Genomic DNA, 15,864 nt, shown 5'->3' on the forward strand with positions numbered 1-15,864 from the left:
TTTCGCCCGCAGAAGTGAAGGTCGCCGCGATCCGGGGCCTCCAACCCCCTCCCGGCCGCGTAGCTTTGGTCCGTACTCCAGCCGCTGAGGGAGCAGTCGTGGCACGGAAGATCGGCAGCCGGTACACCGCCCACCAGATCCTGGGGCGCGGCAGTGCCGGCACGGTGTGGCTGGGCGAGGGGCCGGACGGGCCCGTCGCCGTCAAGCTGCTCCGCGAAGACCTCGCGTCCGACCAGGAGCTGGTCGGCCGTTTCGTCCAGGAGCGGAGCGCGCTGCTCGGCCTCGACCACCCGAACGTCGTGGGCGTGCGCGACCTCGTCGTGGACGGCGACGACCTCGCGCTCGTCATGGACCTCGTCCGCGGTACGGACCTGCGCACCCGGCTCGACCGCGAGCGCCGGCTGGCGCCCGAGGCCGCGGTCGCGATCGTGGCCGACGTGGCCGACGCGCTCGCCTTCGCGCACCGGGCCGGCGTGGTGCACCGCGACGTCAAACCGGAGAACGTCCTCCTCGACATGCAGGGGCCGCTCGGCCCCGGCGGGGCGCACCCGGCGCTGCTCACCGACTTCGGCGTGGCCAAACTGATCGACACGCCCGCGCGGTCGGGCGCCGGCCCGGCCGGCCCGACCTCCTCGCGGACGCGGATCATCGGTACGCCCGACTACCTCGCGCCCGAGATCGTCGAGGGCCTGCCGCCGCGGGCGGCGGTCGACATCTACGCCCTCGCGACGGTGCTCTACGAGCTGCTGGCCGGTTTCACGCCCTTCGGGGGCGGGCACCCCGGGGCGGTCCTGCGCCGGCACGTCACCGAGACCGTCGTCCCGCTGCCCGGCATCCCCGACGAGCTGTGGCAGCTGATGGTCCAGTGCCTGGCCAAGGCACCCGCGTCCCGGCTGCGGGCCTCCGAGCTGTCCGTGCGGCTGCGGGACCTGCTGCCGATGCTGGCGGGGATGCCGCCGCTGGACGTGGACGAGCCGGACGACGTGGAGGAGGAGCGGGAGCCGGCGCACGACGAGGCGCCGCCGGCCGCCGGGGACGGGGAGCCGGTGCGGCGGCGCGGCGCGGTGCCGCTGGTGCGGGGTTCCGCGGCGGACTCCAACCGCGACACGCACACCTCGATGCGGGTGCCGGCGCCCGACGAGCTCGCGGGCGGGGCGCTCGGGACGGCCCGGGTTCCGCGTGCGGCGGGGGCGCCGCGGCCGGGGTCCGCGCGGCACCGGGCGGACGCGGTCCGCAAGCGGCGGCTCGTCCTGACGACGGTGTCGCTGCTGCTGGCTGCGGCGGTGGGGGTCGGGTGGCTGGCCGCCTCCGCGGACGACTCGTCCACACCGCCGTCCTCCGGCACGGAGCGCTCCGCCCCCTCGACCCCCTGACCCTCCCGGCCCCGGCCGCCCGCGACGCGGCCCTCGACGCGGCCCTCGACGCGGTTCTCGGTCCCGGGTGGCCCGGCCCTCCGGCCCGGAGCCCCCGCTGAGCCCGGGGCGGTGCGCCGTGTGGCCCGTCCGCGGGCCGGTGGGCCCTGCGGGGCGATGTCCCCTCCCCACCCCTTCCCGAAACTGTGGCTTGCGACCACAGACGCCGCCCACCGGGCTCCGCCCGGCAATCCCTGGCGCTGCGCGCCAGGGTGCGCTCAAACGCCGCGCGGGCTGGAGTTGCTCCCTCAGCGACCGCGGACGCCGCCCTCCCGGGCTGAGCCCGGGAACCCCGGCGCTGCGCGCCGGGTGCGCTCCATCGCCGCGCGGGCTGGAGGTGCCGGTCCCGGCAGTTCCAGCCTCGCCGGCGTTTGAGGCGCGGGGTCCGGGGCGGAGCCCCGGGGAGTCCGGCGCGTAGCGGCGGAGCGGGGGCGGGCGGAGGCCGCGCCCCCGGCCCCGCCGGCGATCGAGGCGCGGGGGCGCGGGGCGGAGCCCGGGGGTTACGCCGCGAGGAGCTCCGGGTGCCACTTGCGGGCCACCGCGGGGTGGGCCCGTACCCAGCCCTTGAGTTCGTTGCGGCCGTACTCCGCGTGCAGCGGGTTCGACGCGTCGTGCGCGACGCCCGGCGCGTGCGCCAGGTAGTCGCCCGGCACGGTGTCGATCACGGCGTCGAGCCGCGGGTTGTAGAAGAACGGCACAGAGAAACGTTCCGTCGCACCGGGCGGGCTCACCACCCGGTGGTCCGTGGCGGTCAGGTACCCCTCCGTGGCGATCTCCAGCAGCTCACCCAGGTTCACCACGAACGCGCCCGGCAGCGGCGGCACGTCCACGAACCCGCCGTCCTTGACCACCTGGAGGCCGCCCACCGAGTCCTGCAGCAGCAGCGTCAGGAACCCGTAGTCCTTGTGCGCGCCCACGCCCTGGTCGGCGCCCGACGGCGCGGACCCGGGGTAGCGGACCAGCTTGGTGTGCAGGTGGGGCCGGTCGAAGGCGGCGTCGAAGAAGTCCTCGGGCGCCCCGATCGAGGCGAGCAGCTCCCGCAGCAGCCGGTGCGCGACCGCCGCCAGCCGCCGCTGCCAGTCCAGTACCACCGTCCGCAGCTCCGGCAGCGCCTCGGGCCACTGGTTCGGCCCCTCCAGCCACAGGTACGCCGGGTCGGCCGGCCCGACGGCCGGGGCGGTCCGCTCGGCGCCCACGTCGAGCTGGTCGCGCCAGTCGGAGGCGCCGCCGGTGAGCTCGTGGCCGATGCGGGTGTAGCCGCGGAAGTGCGGGGAGTTCAGGTTGCTGACGGCCAGCCGGTCGGCCTCGGGCAGGGCGAAGAACGCCCTGGTCACGTCGAGGATGTGGGCCATCTCGGCCTCGCTCACGCCGTGGCCGGTCAGGTGCAGGAACCCGGTGTCGCGGGCCGCCGCGTGCAGCTGCCGGCGGAAGTCCTCGCGGGTGGCGGGATCGTCGGCGAGGGAGAGGTCGAGGACCGGGAGGGAGGAGGTGAGGGAGGACGAGAAGGAGGAGGAGAAGGAGGGGTGCGCGGACGACATGACGGCTCCGTTTCGGATGTCACGGGGCCCTGTTCCCCCAAGGGTGGCGGGGCGCGGCGAGGAGGGACCCACGGCGGAGGGGTAGGGGCCGTGGGCTGCGTGACCGCGGAACAGGACCGAAGCAGACGGAAAGGAAAGCTGAGGTTCAGTCCGGCGGCTGACAGCTCATGGTGGTGACGCGCATGTAGTCCACGTGGCGTCGCATCACGAGCAGAAGAGTCATAAGCGAAGGGTACGCCGGGCCCCCCGCCGGCGCCCCGGTTGCGGACAGGTGCGTCCGTATACCGGACGCGCCCCTTGCCGCGCGCGGGATCCGGGCGCCGGTGCACCCCCCGAGATGCGGGTTCGTGACCTTCCGGACGACCGTCCGACGGCAGGTGGGGGGCCTCGGGGCGACCTCGGGACGGCCGGGGGCACCGGGTCCGCGAGGGCTCCGTAACGCCCCGGGACGGCCGCCGCCGCACCTCCCCGCCACCCCCGGGGTGGCCTCCGCGTCGCTCCCGTGCGCCCCCGGTGCGCCCCCGTCGTGATACTCCGGGGAACGTCGGGCCCGGCAGCCGTTACGCTGGACCCGTGGCAGTCGTCGATGTTTCCGAAGAGCTGAAGTCCCTCTCCTCGACCATGGGGTCGATCGAGGCCGTCCTGGACCTCGACAAGCTGAGGGCAGACATTGCCGTGCTCGAGGAGCAGGCCGCCGCCCCGTCCCTGTGGGACGACCCGGAGGCCGCCCAGAAGATCACGAGCAAGCTTTCGCACCTCCAGGCCGAGGTCCGCAAGACCGAGACCCTGCGCGGCCGCATCGACGACCTCGCGGTCCTCTTCGACCTCGCGGAGGAGATGGACGACGCGGACACCCGCGCCGAGGCCGAGACCGAGCTCGTCGCCGTGCGCAAGGCGCTGGACGAGATGGAGGTCCGCACCCTGCTCTCCGGCGAGTACGCCGAGCGCGAGGCGCTGGTCAACATCCGCGCCGAGGCCGGTGGCGTCGACGCCTCCGACTTCGCCGAGCGCCTGCAGCGCATGTACCTGCGCTGGGCCGAGCGGCACGGCTACGCGACCGAGGTGTACGAGACCTCGTACGCGGAAGAGGCCGGCATCAAGTCGACCACCTTCGTGGTCAAGGCCCCGTACGCGTACGGCACGCTCTCCGTCGAGCAGGGCACCCACCGCCTGGTGCGCATCTCGCCCTTCGACAACCAGGGCCGCCGCCAGACCTCCTTCGCGGGTGTCGAGGTGCTCCCGGTCGTCGAGACCAGCGACCACGTCGAGATCGACGAGTCCGAGCTGCGCGTGGACGTCTACCGCGCCTCCGGCCCCGGCGGCCAGGGCGTCAACACGACCGACTCGGCCGTGCGCATCACGCACATCCCGACCGGCATCGTGGTCTCCTGCCAGAACGAGCGCTCGCAGATCCAGAACAAGGCCAGTGCCATGAACGTCCTCCAGGCCAAGCTGCTCGAGCGGCGCCGCCAGGAGGAGCAGGCCAAGATGGACGCGCTCAAGGACGGCGGCAGCTCCTGGGGCAACCAGATGCGCTCCTACGTCCTGCACCCGTACCAGATGGTCAAGGACCTGCGCACCGAGTTCGAGGTCGGCAACCCGCAGGCCGTGCTCGACGGCGAGATCGACGGCTTCCTGGAGGCCGGCATCCGCTGGCGCAAGCAGCAGGAGACCGTCCAGAGCTGACGCGGGAAGCGCGAGCAGACATCAGGCAGGGGAAAGGGCCCGGAAGCGATGCTTCCGGGCCCTTTCCCCTGCCTGCATACGATCGGTGCGTGACGGGCGAGCTGTGCCGCATCCCCGCGAAAACCGTCGCCGACGCGCGGAACGCGCTGGTCAGCGGGCGAGCAGGGCCACGGCGGCCGCCAGGACCGCGAGGAGCGCGACGAGCGCCATCGGGTTCAGACCGGCGAAGGGGCTCTCCTGCTGGAGGCGCTCCCGGTTCGCCCGGCACACCGGGCAGCGACCCTCGCTCACGGGTGCCGCGCAGTTCGCGCACACGAGCCGGTCATATGTCATGCGCCATCCTCCTCTCGTCCCTCCACAGAACGCTGTCGGGAACGGGACGGTTCCCACTACCACTGTGCCAGCTCCCGCGACATTCGGCGCGGCCCGTTGGGGCAATCGCCACCCCGGCCGCTAGCGCACCGGACGTATCCGCACAGATAACGGGGACATATCAGGCATCTCCGGTCGCAGGCTGCCACCCTCGCGCCGGGTCGCGTATGGTCACGCACACCTACTCCCGGCGACCGTGGTGCACCCGTGATCCGATTCGACAGCGTCTCCAAGTCCTACCCGAAGCAGAACCGCCCCGCCCTGCGGGAGGTTTCCCTCGAGATCGAGAAGGGCGAGTTCGTCTTCCTCGTCGGCTCCTCCGGCTCGGGCAAGTCCACCTTCCTGCGGCTGATCCTCCGCGAGGAGCGGGCCAGTCACGGCCAGGTGCACGTGCTCGGCAAGGACCTCGCCAGACTCTCCAACTGGAAGGTGCCGCACATGCGGCGCCAGCTGGGGACCGTCTTCCAGGACTTCCGCCTCCTGCCCAACAAGACGGTGGCGCAGAACGTCGCCTTCGCCCAGGAGGTCATCGGCAAGCCGCGCGGCGAGATCCGCAAGGCCGTGCCGCAGGTCCTCGACCTGGTCGGCCTGGGCGGCAAGGAGGACCGCATGCCCGGCGAGCTCTCCGGCGGTGAGCAGCAGCGCGTGGCGATCGCCCGCGCCTTCGTGAACCGTCCGAAGCTGCTGATCGCGGACGAGCCCACGGGCAACCTCGACCCCCAGACCTCCGTCGGCATCATGAAGCTGCTGGACCGGATCAACCGGACCGGCACCACCGTGATCATGGCGACGCACGACCAGCAGATCGTGGACCAGATGCGCAAGCGCGTCATCGAACTCGAACAGGGCCGACTCGTCCGCGACCAGTCCCGCGGCGTCTACGGCTACCAGCACTGACGCGCGGCGTCTGAACCCCAGCACTGAAAGGACGCCATGCGCGCCCAGTTCGTCCTGTCGGAGATCGGCGTCGGTCTCCGTCGCAATCTCACGATGACCTTCGCGGTCGTCATCTCCGTCGCCCTGTCGCTGGCCCTGTTCGGCGGTTCCCTGCTGATGCGGGACCAGGTCAGCACCATGAAGGGCTACTGGTACGACAAGGTCAACGTCTCCATCTTCCTCTGCAACAAGAACGAGGCGGAGACCGGCGGCAGCCCCACCTGTACCAAGGGTGCGGTGACCCCCGACCAGAAGAAGCAGATCGAGGCCGACCTCAAGAAGATGGACCTGGTCGAGACGGTCCAGTACGAGTCCGCCGACCAGGCCTACAAGCACTACAAGGAGCAGTTCGGCGACTCCCCGCTGGTCACCTCGGTCACCCCGGACCAGATGCAGGAGTCCTTCCGGGTCAAGCTCAAGGACCCCGAGAAGTACAAGGTCATCACCACCGCCTTCGCCGGCCGGGACGGCGTCCAGTCGGTGCAGGACCAGCGCGGTGTCCTCGACAACCTCTTCTCGCTGCTCGACATCCTCAACAAGGCCGCGCTCGGCGTCATGCTCGTGATGCTGGTCGTCGCCCTGCTGCTGATCGTCAACACGGTGCGCGTGTCGGCGTTCAGCCGTCGGCGGGAGACCGGGATCATGCGCCTGGTCGGCGCCTCCAGCTTCTACATCCAGATGCCGTTCATCGCCGAGGCCGCGTTCGCCGGGCTCATCGGCGCCTTCGTGGCCTGCGGGATGCTGGTCTGCGGCCAGTACTTCGTGATCGACCACGGCGTCTCGCTGTCGAAGAAGCTCGAGCTGATCAACTTCATCGGCTGGGACCACGTCGTCACCAAGCTGCCGCTGGTGCTCGCCATCGGCCTGCTGATGCCGGCCATGGCGGCCTTCGTCGCCCTGCGCAAGTACCTGAAGGTGTGACGAGCGCCCCGGGAGCGGAACCGTGAACCGCCGGTTCCGCGCCGGGGGTTGTCCTAGACTCGGCCCCATGCCGGGTGGCTCAGCCTTCTGTATCCGGCCCCGCGACCTGCGTCGCGGGGCCGCTTTGACATGGGTCTTACTCGGTGTGCTCGGGACCGCGGCCGCCGGCGGCTGGTGGGACCGCGAACTCCCGCCGGCGGCCTCCGCCGAGGCCGGGGGGCGTACGGGCGCCCAGGGGCGTACGCCGGCGGCACCGTCGGACGTCGACCCCGCCGCCTACCGTGACGCGGTCGAGCGGGCCGCCGCCGCGGCCGTGGCCGACGGCAAGTCCGGCAAGCAGGCCGCCGAGGACGTGGTCAGCCGCAGCGGCGACCGCTGGGGCGCGGTCTACGACCACGCCGAGTACGCCGAGTTCGAGCAGGCCCTCGGCGGCCACTACACGGGCGTCGGGATCTTCGTCGAGCGCGGCCGGGACGGGATCGTCCGGGTGGCCCGGGTGCAGGCCGGCGGACCCGCCGCCCGGGCCGGCGTGCGGGCCGGGGACCTGCTGGAGAGCGTCGACGGGCACCGCGCCACGGGCCTGCGGCCCGGCCAGGTCGTCGCGCTGCTGCGCGGCGACGCGCAACGCGCCGGGGCCGGTACGCCGGTGGTCCTCGTCCTGCGGCGCGGCGCGCGCACCTGGACCGAGACCCTGGTCCGCGCCCGGCTGAGCAGCGAACCGGTGACCGTGACGCGACTGTCGGGCGGCGTCGTGATGATCAAGGTCGGGTCCTTCACCAAGGGCTCCGGCGAGCGGGTCCGCGAGGCCGTGCGCACCGCTCCGGCGGGTGCCGGGGTGCTGCTCGACCTGCGCGGCAACCGCGGCGGCCTGGTCACCGAGGCCGTCGCCGCCGCCTCCGCCTTCCTCGACGGCGGCCTGGTGGCCACGTACGACGTGCGCGGAGCCCAGCGCGCCCTCTACGCCGACCGGGGCGGCGACACCCGGCGGCCGCTGGTGGCCCTGATCGACGGCGGGACGATGAGCGCGGCCGAGCTGGTCACCGGTGCCCTGCAGGACCGGGGACGGGCGGTGACGGTCGGCACCCGGACCTTCGGTAAGGGCGCGGTGCAGATGCCGACCGAGCTGCCGGACGGCTCGGTGGCCGAGCTGACCGTGGGCCACTACCGCACTCCGGCGGGCCGCAGCCTGGACGGCAGGGGGATCAGTCCGGACCTGGTGGCGGCGGACCGCGCGGAGGAGCGGGCGCGAGGAGTATTGGGTGGCCTCGGGGCCGCCCCGTAGTGCGAAAATGACCGCACTATGGCTAAGGAAAAAGGGCGGAAGCTGATCGCCCAGAACAAGAAGGCGCGGCACGACTACGCGATCATCGACACCTACGAGTGCGGTCTCGTCCTGACCGGCACCGAGGTCAAGTCGCTGCGCCAGGGCCGGGCCTCGCTGGTGGACGGCTTCGTGCAGATCGACGGCCACGAGGCGTGGCTGCACAACGTGCACGTGCCGGAGTACAGCCAGGGCACCTGGACCAACCACAGCGCCCGCCGCAGGCGGAAGCTGCTCCTCCACCGGGTCGAGATCGACAAGCTGGAGTCGAAGGCGCAGGAGACGGGTCACACGATCGTGCCCCTCTCGCTGTACTTCAAGGACGGCCGGGCCAAGTGCGAGATCGCGCTGGCGAAGGGCAAGAAGGAGTACGACAAGCGCCAGACGCTGCGCGAGAAGCAGGACCGCCGCGAGACGGCCCGCGCCATCTCGGCCGTCAAGCGCAAGGAGCGCGGCACGCTCTGACCGCCGGGCGCGGTGGTCGTGCCGGTGGTCGCGCCCGTGGCCTGCCCGTGGTCGTGCCGGTGTCCGGTCCGGCGGCCGGCCCGGAATAGGCTGGCACGGTCGTGCGTTGCTTCTGTACGATGTGCCCTGTGCCTCACACGTGGGGCGCAGCTTGATAAATCAACATGGGGATGATCGGTTTCGACAGCGGATGTCGAAGTAGGGGAAGCGAGCCGAGGAAGCGGCAATGATCTCGTTAACCCTGTGTCGCAAAAAATAATCGCCAACACCAAGAGCGATAACTCCCGCTTCGCCCTCGCTGCCTGATTCAGGTAACGAGCAGAAGCCTCTGTGAGGAGCGTCAGCCCGGGCTCGATCCCGACCCGGATCCTGGCGTCAACTAGGGATCTAAACCTCTAACCCCGGTCACGGGGGTCGGAGGGAAACCAAACAGTGACTGAGCCCGTCGGAGACTTGTCCGCGTGATCTCCGGGGCCGAGAAAATCGAAGCGGACTGCGCTCGGAGAAGCCCTCCTTTTGCACCGTTGGACGCGGGTTCGATTCCCGCCATCTCCACTCATCCCATGTGGGCCAAGGCCCCGCAACCCTTCGGGGCGGCGGGGCCTTCGTCATGTCGTAGGAGCGCCGTCGCCGGCAGTGATGACCTCGATGCCGCATCGCGGCCTCTGAACGCCTCGTTCGATGCGTGCGTCCGCCGTCAGCAGGGGAACGCCCAATGCCTCGGCGAGGGCGACGTAGGTGGCGTCGTAGGCCGAGAGGTTGGCGTACAGCTGGCGGACCCGGGGGAGTAGGAGGCCTGTCTCGTGCCGCTGTAGGCGCAGCCCTTGGTAGGTCTTGAAGTGCTCGTCGAGGCTCGCGGTGGCGATTTTGGCGCCACGCGCCATGCCGAGAAGGGCGGAAGCGACTTCGGTGTCCAGCAGATGGGGGGCGGCGAGTGCGTCCTCCTCGCCGATGCGTCGACGGGCGGCGGCGCCCCGGGAGCCCCGGTCCGTGAGGAACAGGACCACGGCGGAGGAGTCCACGACGATCAACGGCCTGCCCTGCCCGCGTCGATGGCATCGAGGACGTCCTGGATGTCGATGTCCTCCGTGGCGTAGCGCTCGGCGCGGTCCGCCATTTCGGCGAGCGTGGGCTGAGCGGCATCACGGGTGACGAGGCTGAGCAGGTAGGTCTGGAGGGACTGCCCGGCTTCGGCGGCGCGGATCTTTATGCGGCGGGCGATGTCGTCGGGCACCTCGCGAATCGTGAATGCAGTCATGACTGCATTCTATCGTCAGTGCAGTCATTTCGCAGTCACTCGACAGGGGCTCAGTGCGAGGCGGCACGGTCGCGCGCGACAGCTTCCATGAGGCGGCGTGCGTTCGCAGGTGAGCGCAGCAGGTACACGGTCTCCTGCCACGCGTCGTAGTCGTCGGCCGGCATGAGAACGGCGTCTCCGTTCTCGGGGCTGATGCGCAGGGGGGCGCGGTCGTCGTGGACGCGCTTGACGAGCGCATCCGGGCTCGTGTCGTCGGCTTCCGGGGCGCTGGGCATGCGCAGCTCCGTTCGGCGTGCGAGGAGGTCGGGTGGTCCTCCGTCCATCATCCTCCGGTGCGGACTCCGCGGGCGGCGACCGGACGGACGAGGAGGTCAGTCGCCGCCGCCGTCGGAGGAGCCGCAGGAGTCCGAGGACGAGCCCCAGGACGAGGAGCTCTTGCCGGACTTGAAGAGGTCCAGGAGGAGGCCCGCGACCGCCGAGGTCACCAGCATCCAGCGGGGGACGTCGTCGTGTTCGGCGGTCGTTTCGTCGTCGCTCATGATCGCAGCGTACGGCGGGCGGACGCGGTTCACGCCGAGTGGGTGGCCCGGTCCCGGAGTTGGGGCAGGGCCAGGACCAGCGCCGTGAGCGCGGCGGCCGGGGGCAGGGCGTAGGCCGGGACCGCACCCAGGTGGTCCACCGCGGTGCCGGCGGTGGCCGCGCCCGCGGAGATGCCCGCCAGCAGGGCGGTCACGGCCAGGGTCATGGCCTCGTTGAGGCGGCCGGCCGGGCTCAGCCGCTGGACCAGCGACATGCCCGTCACCATCGTCGGGGCGGTCGCCATGCCCGCCGCGAGCAGGGCCAGGGCCAGCAGCGGCACCGCCCCGGTGGCGGCGGCGCCCAGCGGCAGCGCCATCAGCACCGCCATCGCCGCGACGCACGCCACGAGCCGGCGCCGCGGCGCCGCCGCCGGGCGCAGGGTGCCGTACAGCAGCCCGGCCAGGCAGGAGCCCAGTGCCTGCAGGGCGAGGACCGGGCCCGCGCCGGAGGTCAGGCCGTGCCCGTCGAGGAAGGCGATCGAGACCACCTCCATCGACCCGAACACCGCCCCCATCGCCAGGAACATCGCCAGCAGCGACGGCATCCCCGGCGCCCGGAGCGGGGCCGCGCCGCGCGCCGCCGCACCGCCGACCGGCGGCTCGGTGGCGCGCTGGGCGCAGAAGACGGCCATGCCGGTCAGCAGCAGCACGGCGCCCACCAGCGTGCCCGCCTCGGGGAACAGGGTGCCGCAGAGGAACGCGGCCAGGACGGGGCCGAGCATGAAGCACAGTTCGTCGGCGGCCTGTTCGAAGGAGTTCGCGGTGTGCCGGGCCGCCGCGTCCGCCCGCAGCAGGTGCGCCCAGCGGGCCCGCGACATGCCGCCGATGTTCGGGGTGGTCGCGGTGGCGGCGTACGCGGCGAACAGCGTCCAGTCCGGGGCGTGCGTACGGACGCACAGCACCAGGGCCAGCGAGCCGAGCACCGCCACGACCGTGGCCGGTACGGCGACCCGGGCCTGCCCGTACCGGTCCACCAGCCGGGCCGTCCACGGGCCGACCAGCGCGGTGGCGGCCAGACCGGTGGCGGTGACCGCGCCGGCCAGGGCGTACGAGCCGCGCTGCCCGGCGATCATCATGACGGCGCTGACGCCGAACATGCCCATGGGGAGGCGGGCGATCAGGTTCCCGACGGTGAAGGCCCGGGCGCCGGGGACCGCCAGCAGGCGCCGGTACGGGGCCACGGGGCGCAGCGCCCGGGCCGCGAACCGGGCCGCGGCCCGGCGCACCGCCCCGCGCGGACGGCGCGGCCCCGCGGCGCGGGAGCCCGCGGCGGGGGAGGGGGCGGTCGGGGCGGCGACGGGGGCGGGGGCGGGGGCGGCGACGAGGGTGGTTCCCGTGACGGTCAGAAGGGCCATGCCGATCATGCTCGCCCGGGCCCCGGGCCCCGGTCCAACACCTGATCAGCCCCCATTCACACACCTGTGTTGTCAGTCGGCTAGGGTCGGCGCGTGATACCCGACGTCGACCCCCGCCTGCTGCGCGGCTTCGCGGCCGTCGCCGAGGAGCTGCACTTCACCCGCGCCGCCGCCCGGCTCTTCGTCGCCCAGCAGGCCCTCAGCCGCGATGTCCGCCGCCTCGAACGGGCCCTGGGCGCCGACCTGTTCGTCCGCACCACCCGCCACGTCACCCTCACCCCCGAGGGCGAGCGCCTGCTGCCGCACGCGCGCCGCGTGCTGGAGGCGTACGACGACCTCGCCGCGGCCTTCGGCGCCGGCGAGGAGGCCCGCCCCCTCCTGGTCGACCTCAACACCGACGGACCCAGCACCGGCCGCCTCGTCCTGGAACGGGCCCGCGAACTCGCCCCCGGCTGTGAGCTGATGGCCCGCTTCGAGAGCGGACTCACCCACGCCGCCGCCGAGATCGCCGCCGGCCGCCTCGACGTCTCCTTCGGCCGCGTCGCCGGGCTCGACCCCGCCCTGCGCGCCCGCCTCGACCACCAGCCCGTACGCTTCGAACCCCTCGCGGTGCTGCTGCCGGACGGCCACCCGCTCGCCGGGGCGGACGCCGTACCGCTCGACGCGCTCGCCGCCGAGACCGTCTACGCCGGCGCCGGCAACCCCCGGACGCTGGAGTGGACCGACCTGGCCCGGCAGCTGTTCGCCGGGCGGGGCACCGCGCTCGCCCCGCCCGCCCCGGTGGCCGTCGGCAAGGAGGAGTTCCGCCGCGTCATGGCCAAGACCCGCAACCCCGTGCTGGTCACCGTCGACTTCCTCGACATGCCCGGCTCGGTCAAGGTGCCGCTCGTGGCGCCCGTACCGCTGTCCCCGCTGTCGATGGTCTGGCGCAAGGGCTTCCACCACCCCGGGCTCGACGCCCTGCGCACGGCGGCGGCCGCCCTGGGCGCCGACCGCGGCTGGCTGCGGCGGCCGGCCGACAGCTGGCTGCCGGAAGGGGACGCGGCGGTGATGCGCACCCGGTAGCCGCCCGGCGCCCGCACCGGCCGGCCGCAGGGGCCGCTCACAGCGGCCCGCGCGGCCGGGTGAGAGCAACGTTCCGCAGCGGTCACCGCACGGGCACGGAGGCCGAAACCCGCCCCTCCTACGGTCCTTGCCACGGACAAGGACCGGCAGCGTGTGGAGGCGTGTGATGGGTGCAGGGCGCACTGGGGGCCGCTGGATCGAGCGGTGGGACCCCGAGGACGAGCAGTTCTGGCGGGAGACGGGCGAGCGGGTGGCCCGCCGCAACCTGGTCTACTCCGTCCTCTCCGAACACATCGGCTTCTCCGTCTGGACCCTGTGGTCCGTGATGGTGCTCTTCATGGGGCCGCAGTACGGCATCGACCCGGCCGGCAAGTTCTTCCTCATCGGCACCGCCACGCTCGTCGGCGCGTTCGCCCGGATCCCGTACACCTTCGCCGTCGCCCTGTTCGGCGGCCGCAACTGGACCGTCGTCAGCGCCCTCATGCTGCTCGCGCCGCTCGGGGCGGCGTACGCGGTGATGGAACCCGGCACCTCGTACGGCACCTTCGTGCTGGTGGCCGCCCTCACCGGGGTCGGCGGCGGCAACTTCGCCTCCTCCATGACCAACATCAACGCCTTCTTCCCGCTCCGGAAGAAGGGCTGGGCCCTCGGCCTCAACGCGGGCGGCGGCAACATCGGCGTCCCCGTCCTCCAGCTCGCCGGCCTGCTCGTCATCGGCACCGCCGGCGCCGGCCGGCCCCGGCTGCTGCTGGCCGCCTACATCCCGCTGGTGCTGCTCGCCGCGGTCCTGGCCTGGGCGCGCATGGACAACCTCGCGGCGGTCCGCAACGACACCGGCGCGGTGCGCGAGGCCCTGCGCCAGGGCCACACCTGGATCATGGCCTTCCTGTACGTCGGCACCTTCGGCTCCTTCATCGGCTACAGCTTCGCCTTCGGGCTGGTGCTCCAGACCCAGTTCGGCCGTACGCCGCTCCAGGCCGCCTCGCTGACCTTCGTCGGCCCGCTGCTCGGCTCGCTGATCCGGCCCGTCGGCGGACGGCTCGCCGACCGGTTCGGCGGGGCCCGCATCACGCTCGGCACGTTCGTCGCCATGGCCGCCGCGACCGGGGTCGTGGTCCTCGCCTCGGTCCGGGAGTCGCTGCCGGTCTTCCTCGTCGGCTTCACCGCCCTGTTCGTCCTCAGCGGGCTCGGCAACGGCTCGACGTACAAGATGATCCCGGGCATCTTCATGAACCAGGCCCTGGCCCGCGGCCTCGCCGGCGACGACGCGGCCGCCTACGGGCGGCGGCTCTCGGGCGCCGCCATGGGCCTGATCGGCGCGGTCGGCGCGGTCGGCGGACTCGGCGTCAACCTCGCCTTCCGGGAGGCCTTCCTGGACTCCGGCACCGGCACCGCCGCGTACACCGCCTTCCTCGGCTTCTACGCCCTGTGCTGCGCGGTCACCTGGGCGGTATACCTTCGCCGGCCCGCCGGCAGCCGCGTGGTGGCCTCGAACGCGGAGACGGCCCCCCAGCTGACGTCCGTCTGAGCGCGGGCCGGGTGACGCAAGGCACCCGGCCCGACGCCCCGTGTTACCCGGGTGAAATACCGGTGAACCGAGCCCGTCACGCCACGTTGGCAGGCTCGGACATGTCGCACCGCCCCCCTTTGCGCAAGGCAGGGACCCGCATGGACACCACCACCCGCCCCCACCACGAACCGTCCCGGAGCGCCCCGGCTCCGCGGCCGGCCGCCGCCCCGGCGGCACCCCCCGCTCCCGGGGGCGCCCCCGCGCCGGGTGAGGGCCCGCAGGCCCCCGCCGCCGGGGACGGCGCCCCCGGGCCGCTGGCCGGGTTCACCGTTGGCGTCACCGCCGCCCGGCGCGCCGACGAGCTCGCCACCCTGCTGCGCCGCCGCGGGGCCGCCGTCCTGCACGCCCCCGCGCTGCGCATCGTGCCGCTGGCCGACGACGCGGAGCTGCTGGCCGCCACCAAGGACCTCATCGGCACGCCCCCCGACACCGTCGTCGCCACCACCGCCATCGGCTTCCGCGGCTGGATCGAGGCCGCCGACGGCTGGGGCGTGGGCGAGGACCTGCTGGCCCGGCTGCGCGACGCCCGGCTGCTGGCTCGCGGGCCCAAGGTCAAGGGCGCGATCCGCGCCGCCGGACTCACCGAGGAGTGGTCGCCCGACTCCGAGTCCCTCGCCGAGGTGCTCGACCGGCTCCTCGGCGAGGGCGTGGCCGGCCGCCGCATCGCCCTCCAGCTGCACGGCGAACCGCTGCCCGGGTTCGTCGAGGCGCTGCGCGACGGCGGCGCCGAGGTGGTCGTCGTCCCCGTCTACCGGTGGCTGCCGCCGGAGGACCCGGCCCCGCTCGACCGGCTGCTCGACGCGGTCGTGGCCCGCTCCCTCGACGCCGTCAGCTTCACCTCCGCGCCCGCCGCCGCCTCGCTGCTGAACCGGGCCGAGGAGCGGGGCCTGCTGCCGGACGTCCTCGCCGCCCTCGGCGGGGACGTGCTGGCCGCCTGCGTGGGGCCGGTGACCGCCCTGCCGCTGCAGGCCCACGGCGTGTCCACCGTCGCGCCCGAACGCTTCCGGCTCGGGCCGCTCGTCCAGGTCCTGTGCCGCGAACTGCCCGCACGGGCCCGGACGCTGCCCGTCGCCGGCCACCGCGTCGAGATCCGCGGGCACGCGGTGCTCGTCGACGCCGAGCTGCACCCGGTGCCGCCGGCCGGCATGGCGCTGCTGCGGGCCCTGGCCCGCCGGCCGGGCTGGGTGGTGGCCCGCGCGGAGCTGCTGCGCGCCCTGCCGGGCGCGGGCCGCGACGAGCACGCCGTCGAGACCGCCATGGCCCGGCTGCGCGCGGCCCTCGGCCCCGCCAAGCTCATCCAGACCGTCGTCAAGCGCGGCTACCGCCTCGCCCTCGACCCGGCGGCGGACGCCAAGTACGCCGAGGCGTAGCCGCCCGCCCGACCGCG

16 protein-coding genes and 1 other RNA gene are annotated in these 15,864 nt (G+C 73.3%); 10 read left to right on the forward strand and 7 right to left on the reverse strand.

All coding sequences use genetic code 11. From position 1 onward, the window contains the following. The first annotated feature begins 98 nt into the window (after nucleotides 1-98). Nucleotides 99-1,373 (forward strand): serine/threonine-protein kinase, encoded by a 1,275-nt coding sequence (locus ACIQCH_RS18380; protein ID WP_402582018.1) that lies wholly within the window; start codon nucleotides 99-101, stop codon nucleotides 1,371-1,373. A gap of 539 nt (nucleotides 1,374-1,912) precedes the next feature. Here the strand turns inward: ACIQCH_RS18380 and ACIQCH_RS18385 are convergent. Beyond that, a complete protein-coding gene (locus ACIQCH_RS18385) occupies nucleotides 1,913-2,950 on the reverse strand; it encodes an isopenicillin N synthase family dioxygenase (RefSeq protein ID WP_402582020.1) in 1,038 nt (345 codons plus the stop codon). Between the two features lie 573 nt (nucleotides 2,951-3,523). Between ACIQCH_RS18385 and prfB the strand changes: the two genes are divergently transcribed. Next, complete coding sequence (gene prfB / locus ACIQCH_RS18390) at nucleotides 3,524-4,636, forward strand: peptide chain release factor 2 (RefSeq protein WP_402582022.1); 1,113 nt, start codon at nucleotides 3,524-3,526, stop codon at nucleotides 4,634-4,636. Nucleotides 4,637-4,786: 150 nt separating this feature from the next. Here the strand turns inward: prfB and ACIQCH_RS18395 are convergent, their stop codons facing one another. Next, nucleotides 4,787-4,969 (reverse strand): hypothetical protein, encoded by a 183-nt coding sequence (locus ACIQCH_RS18395; protein ID WP_030201249.1) that lies wholly within the window; start codon nucleotides 4,967-4,969, stop codon nucleotides 4,787-4,789. Between the two features lie 246 nt (nucleotides 4,970-5,215). Here ACIQCH_RS18395 and ftsE point away from each other — a divergent pair, with 246 nt between their 5' ends. From ftsE to ssrA, 5 genes are all read left to right on the forward strand, one after another. After that, a complete protein-coding gene (gene ftsE, locus ACIQCH_RS18400) occupies nucleotides 5,216-5,905 on the forward strand; it encodes a cell division ATP-binding protein FtsE (protein WP_402582024.1) in 690 nt (229 codons plus the stop codon). A 36-nt stretch (nucleotides 5,906-5,941) separates the two neighbouring features. Then, nucleotides 5,942-6,865 (forward strand): permease-like cell division protein FtsX, encoded by a 924-nt coding sequence (gene ftsX / locus ACIQCH_RS18405; RefSeq protein ID WP_030201237.1) that lies wholly within the window; start codon nucleotides 5,942-5,944, stop codon nucleotides 6,863-6,865. A 67-nt stretch (nucleotides 6,866-6,932) separates the two neighbouring features. After that, the gene (locus ACIQCH_RS18410) at nucleotides 6,933-8,147 is read left to right on the forward strand and encodes a S41 family peptidase (RefSeq protein ID WP_402582026.1); all 1,215 of its coding nucleotides are present in this window, start codon (nucleotides 6,933-6,935) and stop codon (nucleotides 8,145-8,147) included. 18 nt (nucleotides 8,148-8,165) lie between these two features. Further along, nucleotides 8,166-8,651, forward strand: a complete 486-nt coding sequence (gene smpB, locus ACIQCH_RS18415; RefSeq protein ID WP_402582028.1) for an SsrA-binding protein SmpB — start codon at nucleotides 8,166-8,168, stop codon at nucleotides 8,649-8,651. A gap of 166 nt (nucleotides 8,652-8,817) precedes the next feature. Next, nucleotides 8,818-9,209, forward strand: a transfer-messenger RNA (tmRNA) gene (gene ssrA, locus ACIQCH_RS18420). Nucleotides 9,210-9,259: 50 nt separating this feature from the next. On the opposite strand, the gene ACIQCH_RS18425 is transcribed toward ssrA, so the two are convergent. The 5 genes from ACIQCH_RS18425 to ACIQCH_RS18445 all read right to left on the reverse strand — a co-directional run bounded on the left by ACIQCH_RS18425 (nucleotide 9,260) and on the right by ACIQCH_RS18445 (nucleotide 11,842). After that, nucleotides 9,260-9,673 carry a type II toxin-antitoxin system VapC family toxin gene (locus tag ACIQCH_RS18425; protein ID WP_402582159.1) on the reverse strand — a complete coding sequence of 138 codons (414 nt, stop codon included), beginning with the start codon at nucleotides 9,671-9,673 and terminating at the stop codon, nucleotides 9,260-9,262. 5 nt (nucleotides 9,674-9,678) lie between these two features. After that, the gene (locus ACIQCH_RS18430; protein WP_402582030.1) at nucleotides 9,679-9,909 is read right to left on the reverse strand and encodes a FitA-like ribbon-helix-helix domain-containing protein; all 231 of its coding nucleotides are present in this window, start codon (nucleotides 9,907-9,909) and stop codon (nucleotides 9,679-9,681) included. A gap of 50 nt (nucleotides 9,910-9,959) precedes the next feature. Continuing rightward, nucleotides 9,960-10,184, reverse strand: a complete 225-nt coding sequence (locus tag ACIQCH_RS18435; RefSeq protein WP_402582032.1) for a type II toxin-antitoxin system Phd/YefM family antitoxin — start codon at nucleotides 10,182-10,184, stop codon at nucleotides 9,960-9,962. A gap of 96 nt (nucleotides 10,185-10,280) precedes the next feature. After that, the gene (locus ACIQCH_RS18440; protein ID WP_402582033.1) at nucleotides 10,281-10,448 is read right to left on the reverse strand and encodes a hypothetical protein; all 168 of its coding nucleotides are present in this window, start codon (nucleotides 10,446-10,448) and stop codon (nucleotides 10,281-10,283) included. Between the two features lie 29 nt (nucleotides 10,449-10,477). Continuing rightward, nucleotides 10,478-11,842 carry an MFS transporter gene (locus ACIQCH_RS18445; RefSeq protein WP_402582035.1) on the reverse strand — a complete coding sequence of 455 codons (1,365 nt, stop codon included), beginning with the start codon at nucleotides 11,840-11,842 and terminating at the stop codon, nucleotides 10,478-10,480. A 93-nt stretch (nucleotides 11,843-11,935) separates the two neighbouring features. Here ACIQCH_RS18445 and ACIQCH_RS18450 point away from each other — a divergent pair, with 93 nt between their 5' ends. From ACIQCH_RS18450 to ACIQCH_RS18460, 3 genes are all read left to right on the forward strand, one after another. After that, complete coding sequence (locus ACIQCH_RS18450; protein ID WP_402582037.1) at nucleotides 11,936-12,907, forward strand: LysR family transcriptional regulator; 972 nt, start codon at nucleotides 11,936-11,938, stop codon at nucleotides 12,905-12,907. Between the two features lie 166 nt (nucleotides 12,908-13,073). Further along, nucleotides 13,074-14,435 (forward strand): nitrate/nitrite transporter, encoded by a 1,362-nt coding sequence (locus ACIQCH_RS18455; protein ID WP_402582039.1) that lies wholly within the window; start codon nucleotides 13,074-13,076, stop codon nucleotides 14,433-14,435. 140 nt (nucleotides 14,436-14,575) lie between these two features. Beyond that, nucleotides 14,576-15,847, forward strand: coding sequence for a uroporphyrinogen-III synthase (locus tag ACIQCH_RS18460; RefSeq protein ID WP_402582041.1), 1,272 nt, complete (start codon nucleotides 14,576-14,578; stop codon nucleotides 15,845-15,847). Nucleotides 15,848-15,864: the final 17 nt, after the last annotated feature.

It is taken from the genome of Streptomyces sp. NPDC093225 (assembly GCF_044753805.1).
Lineage (GTDB): Bacteria > Actinomycetota > Actinomycetes > Streptomycetales > Streptomycetaceae > Streptomyces.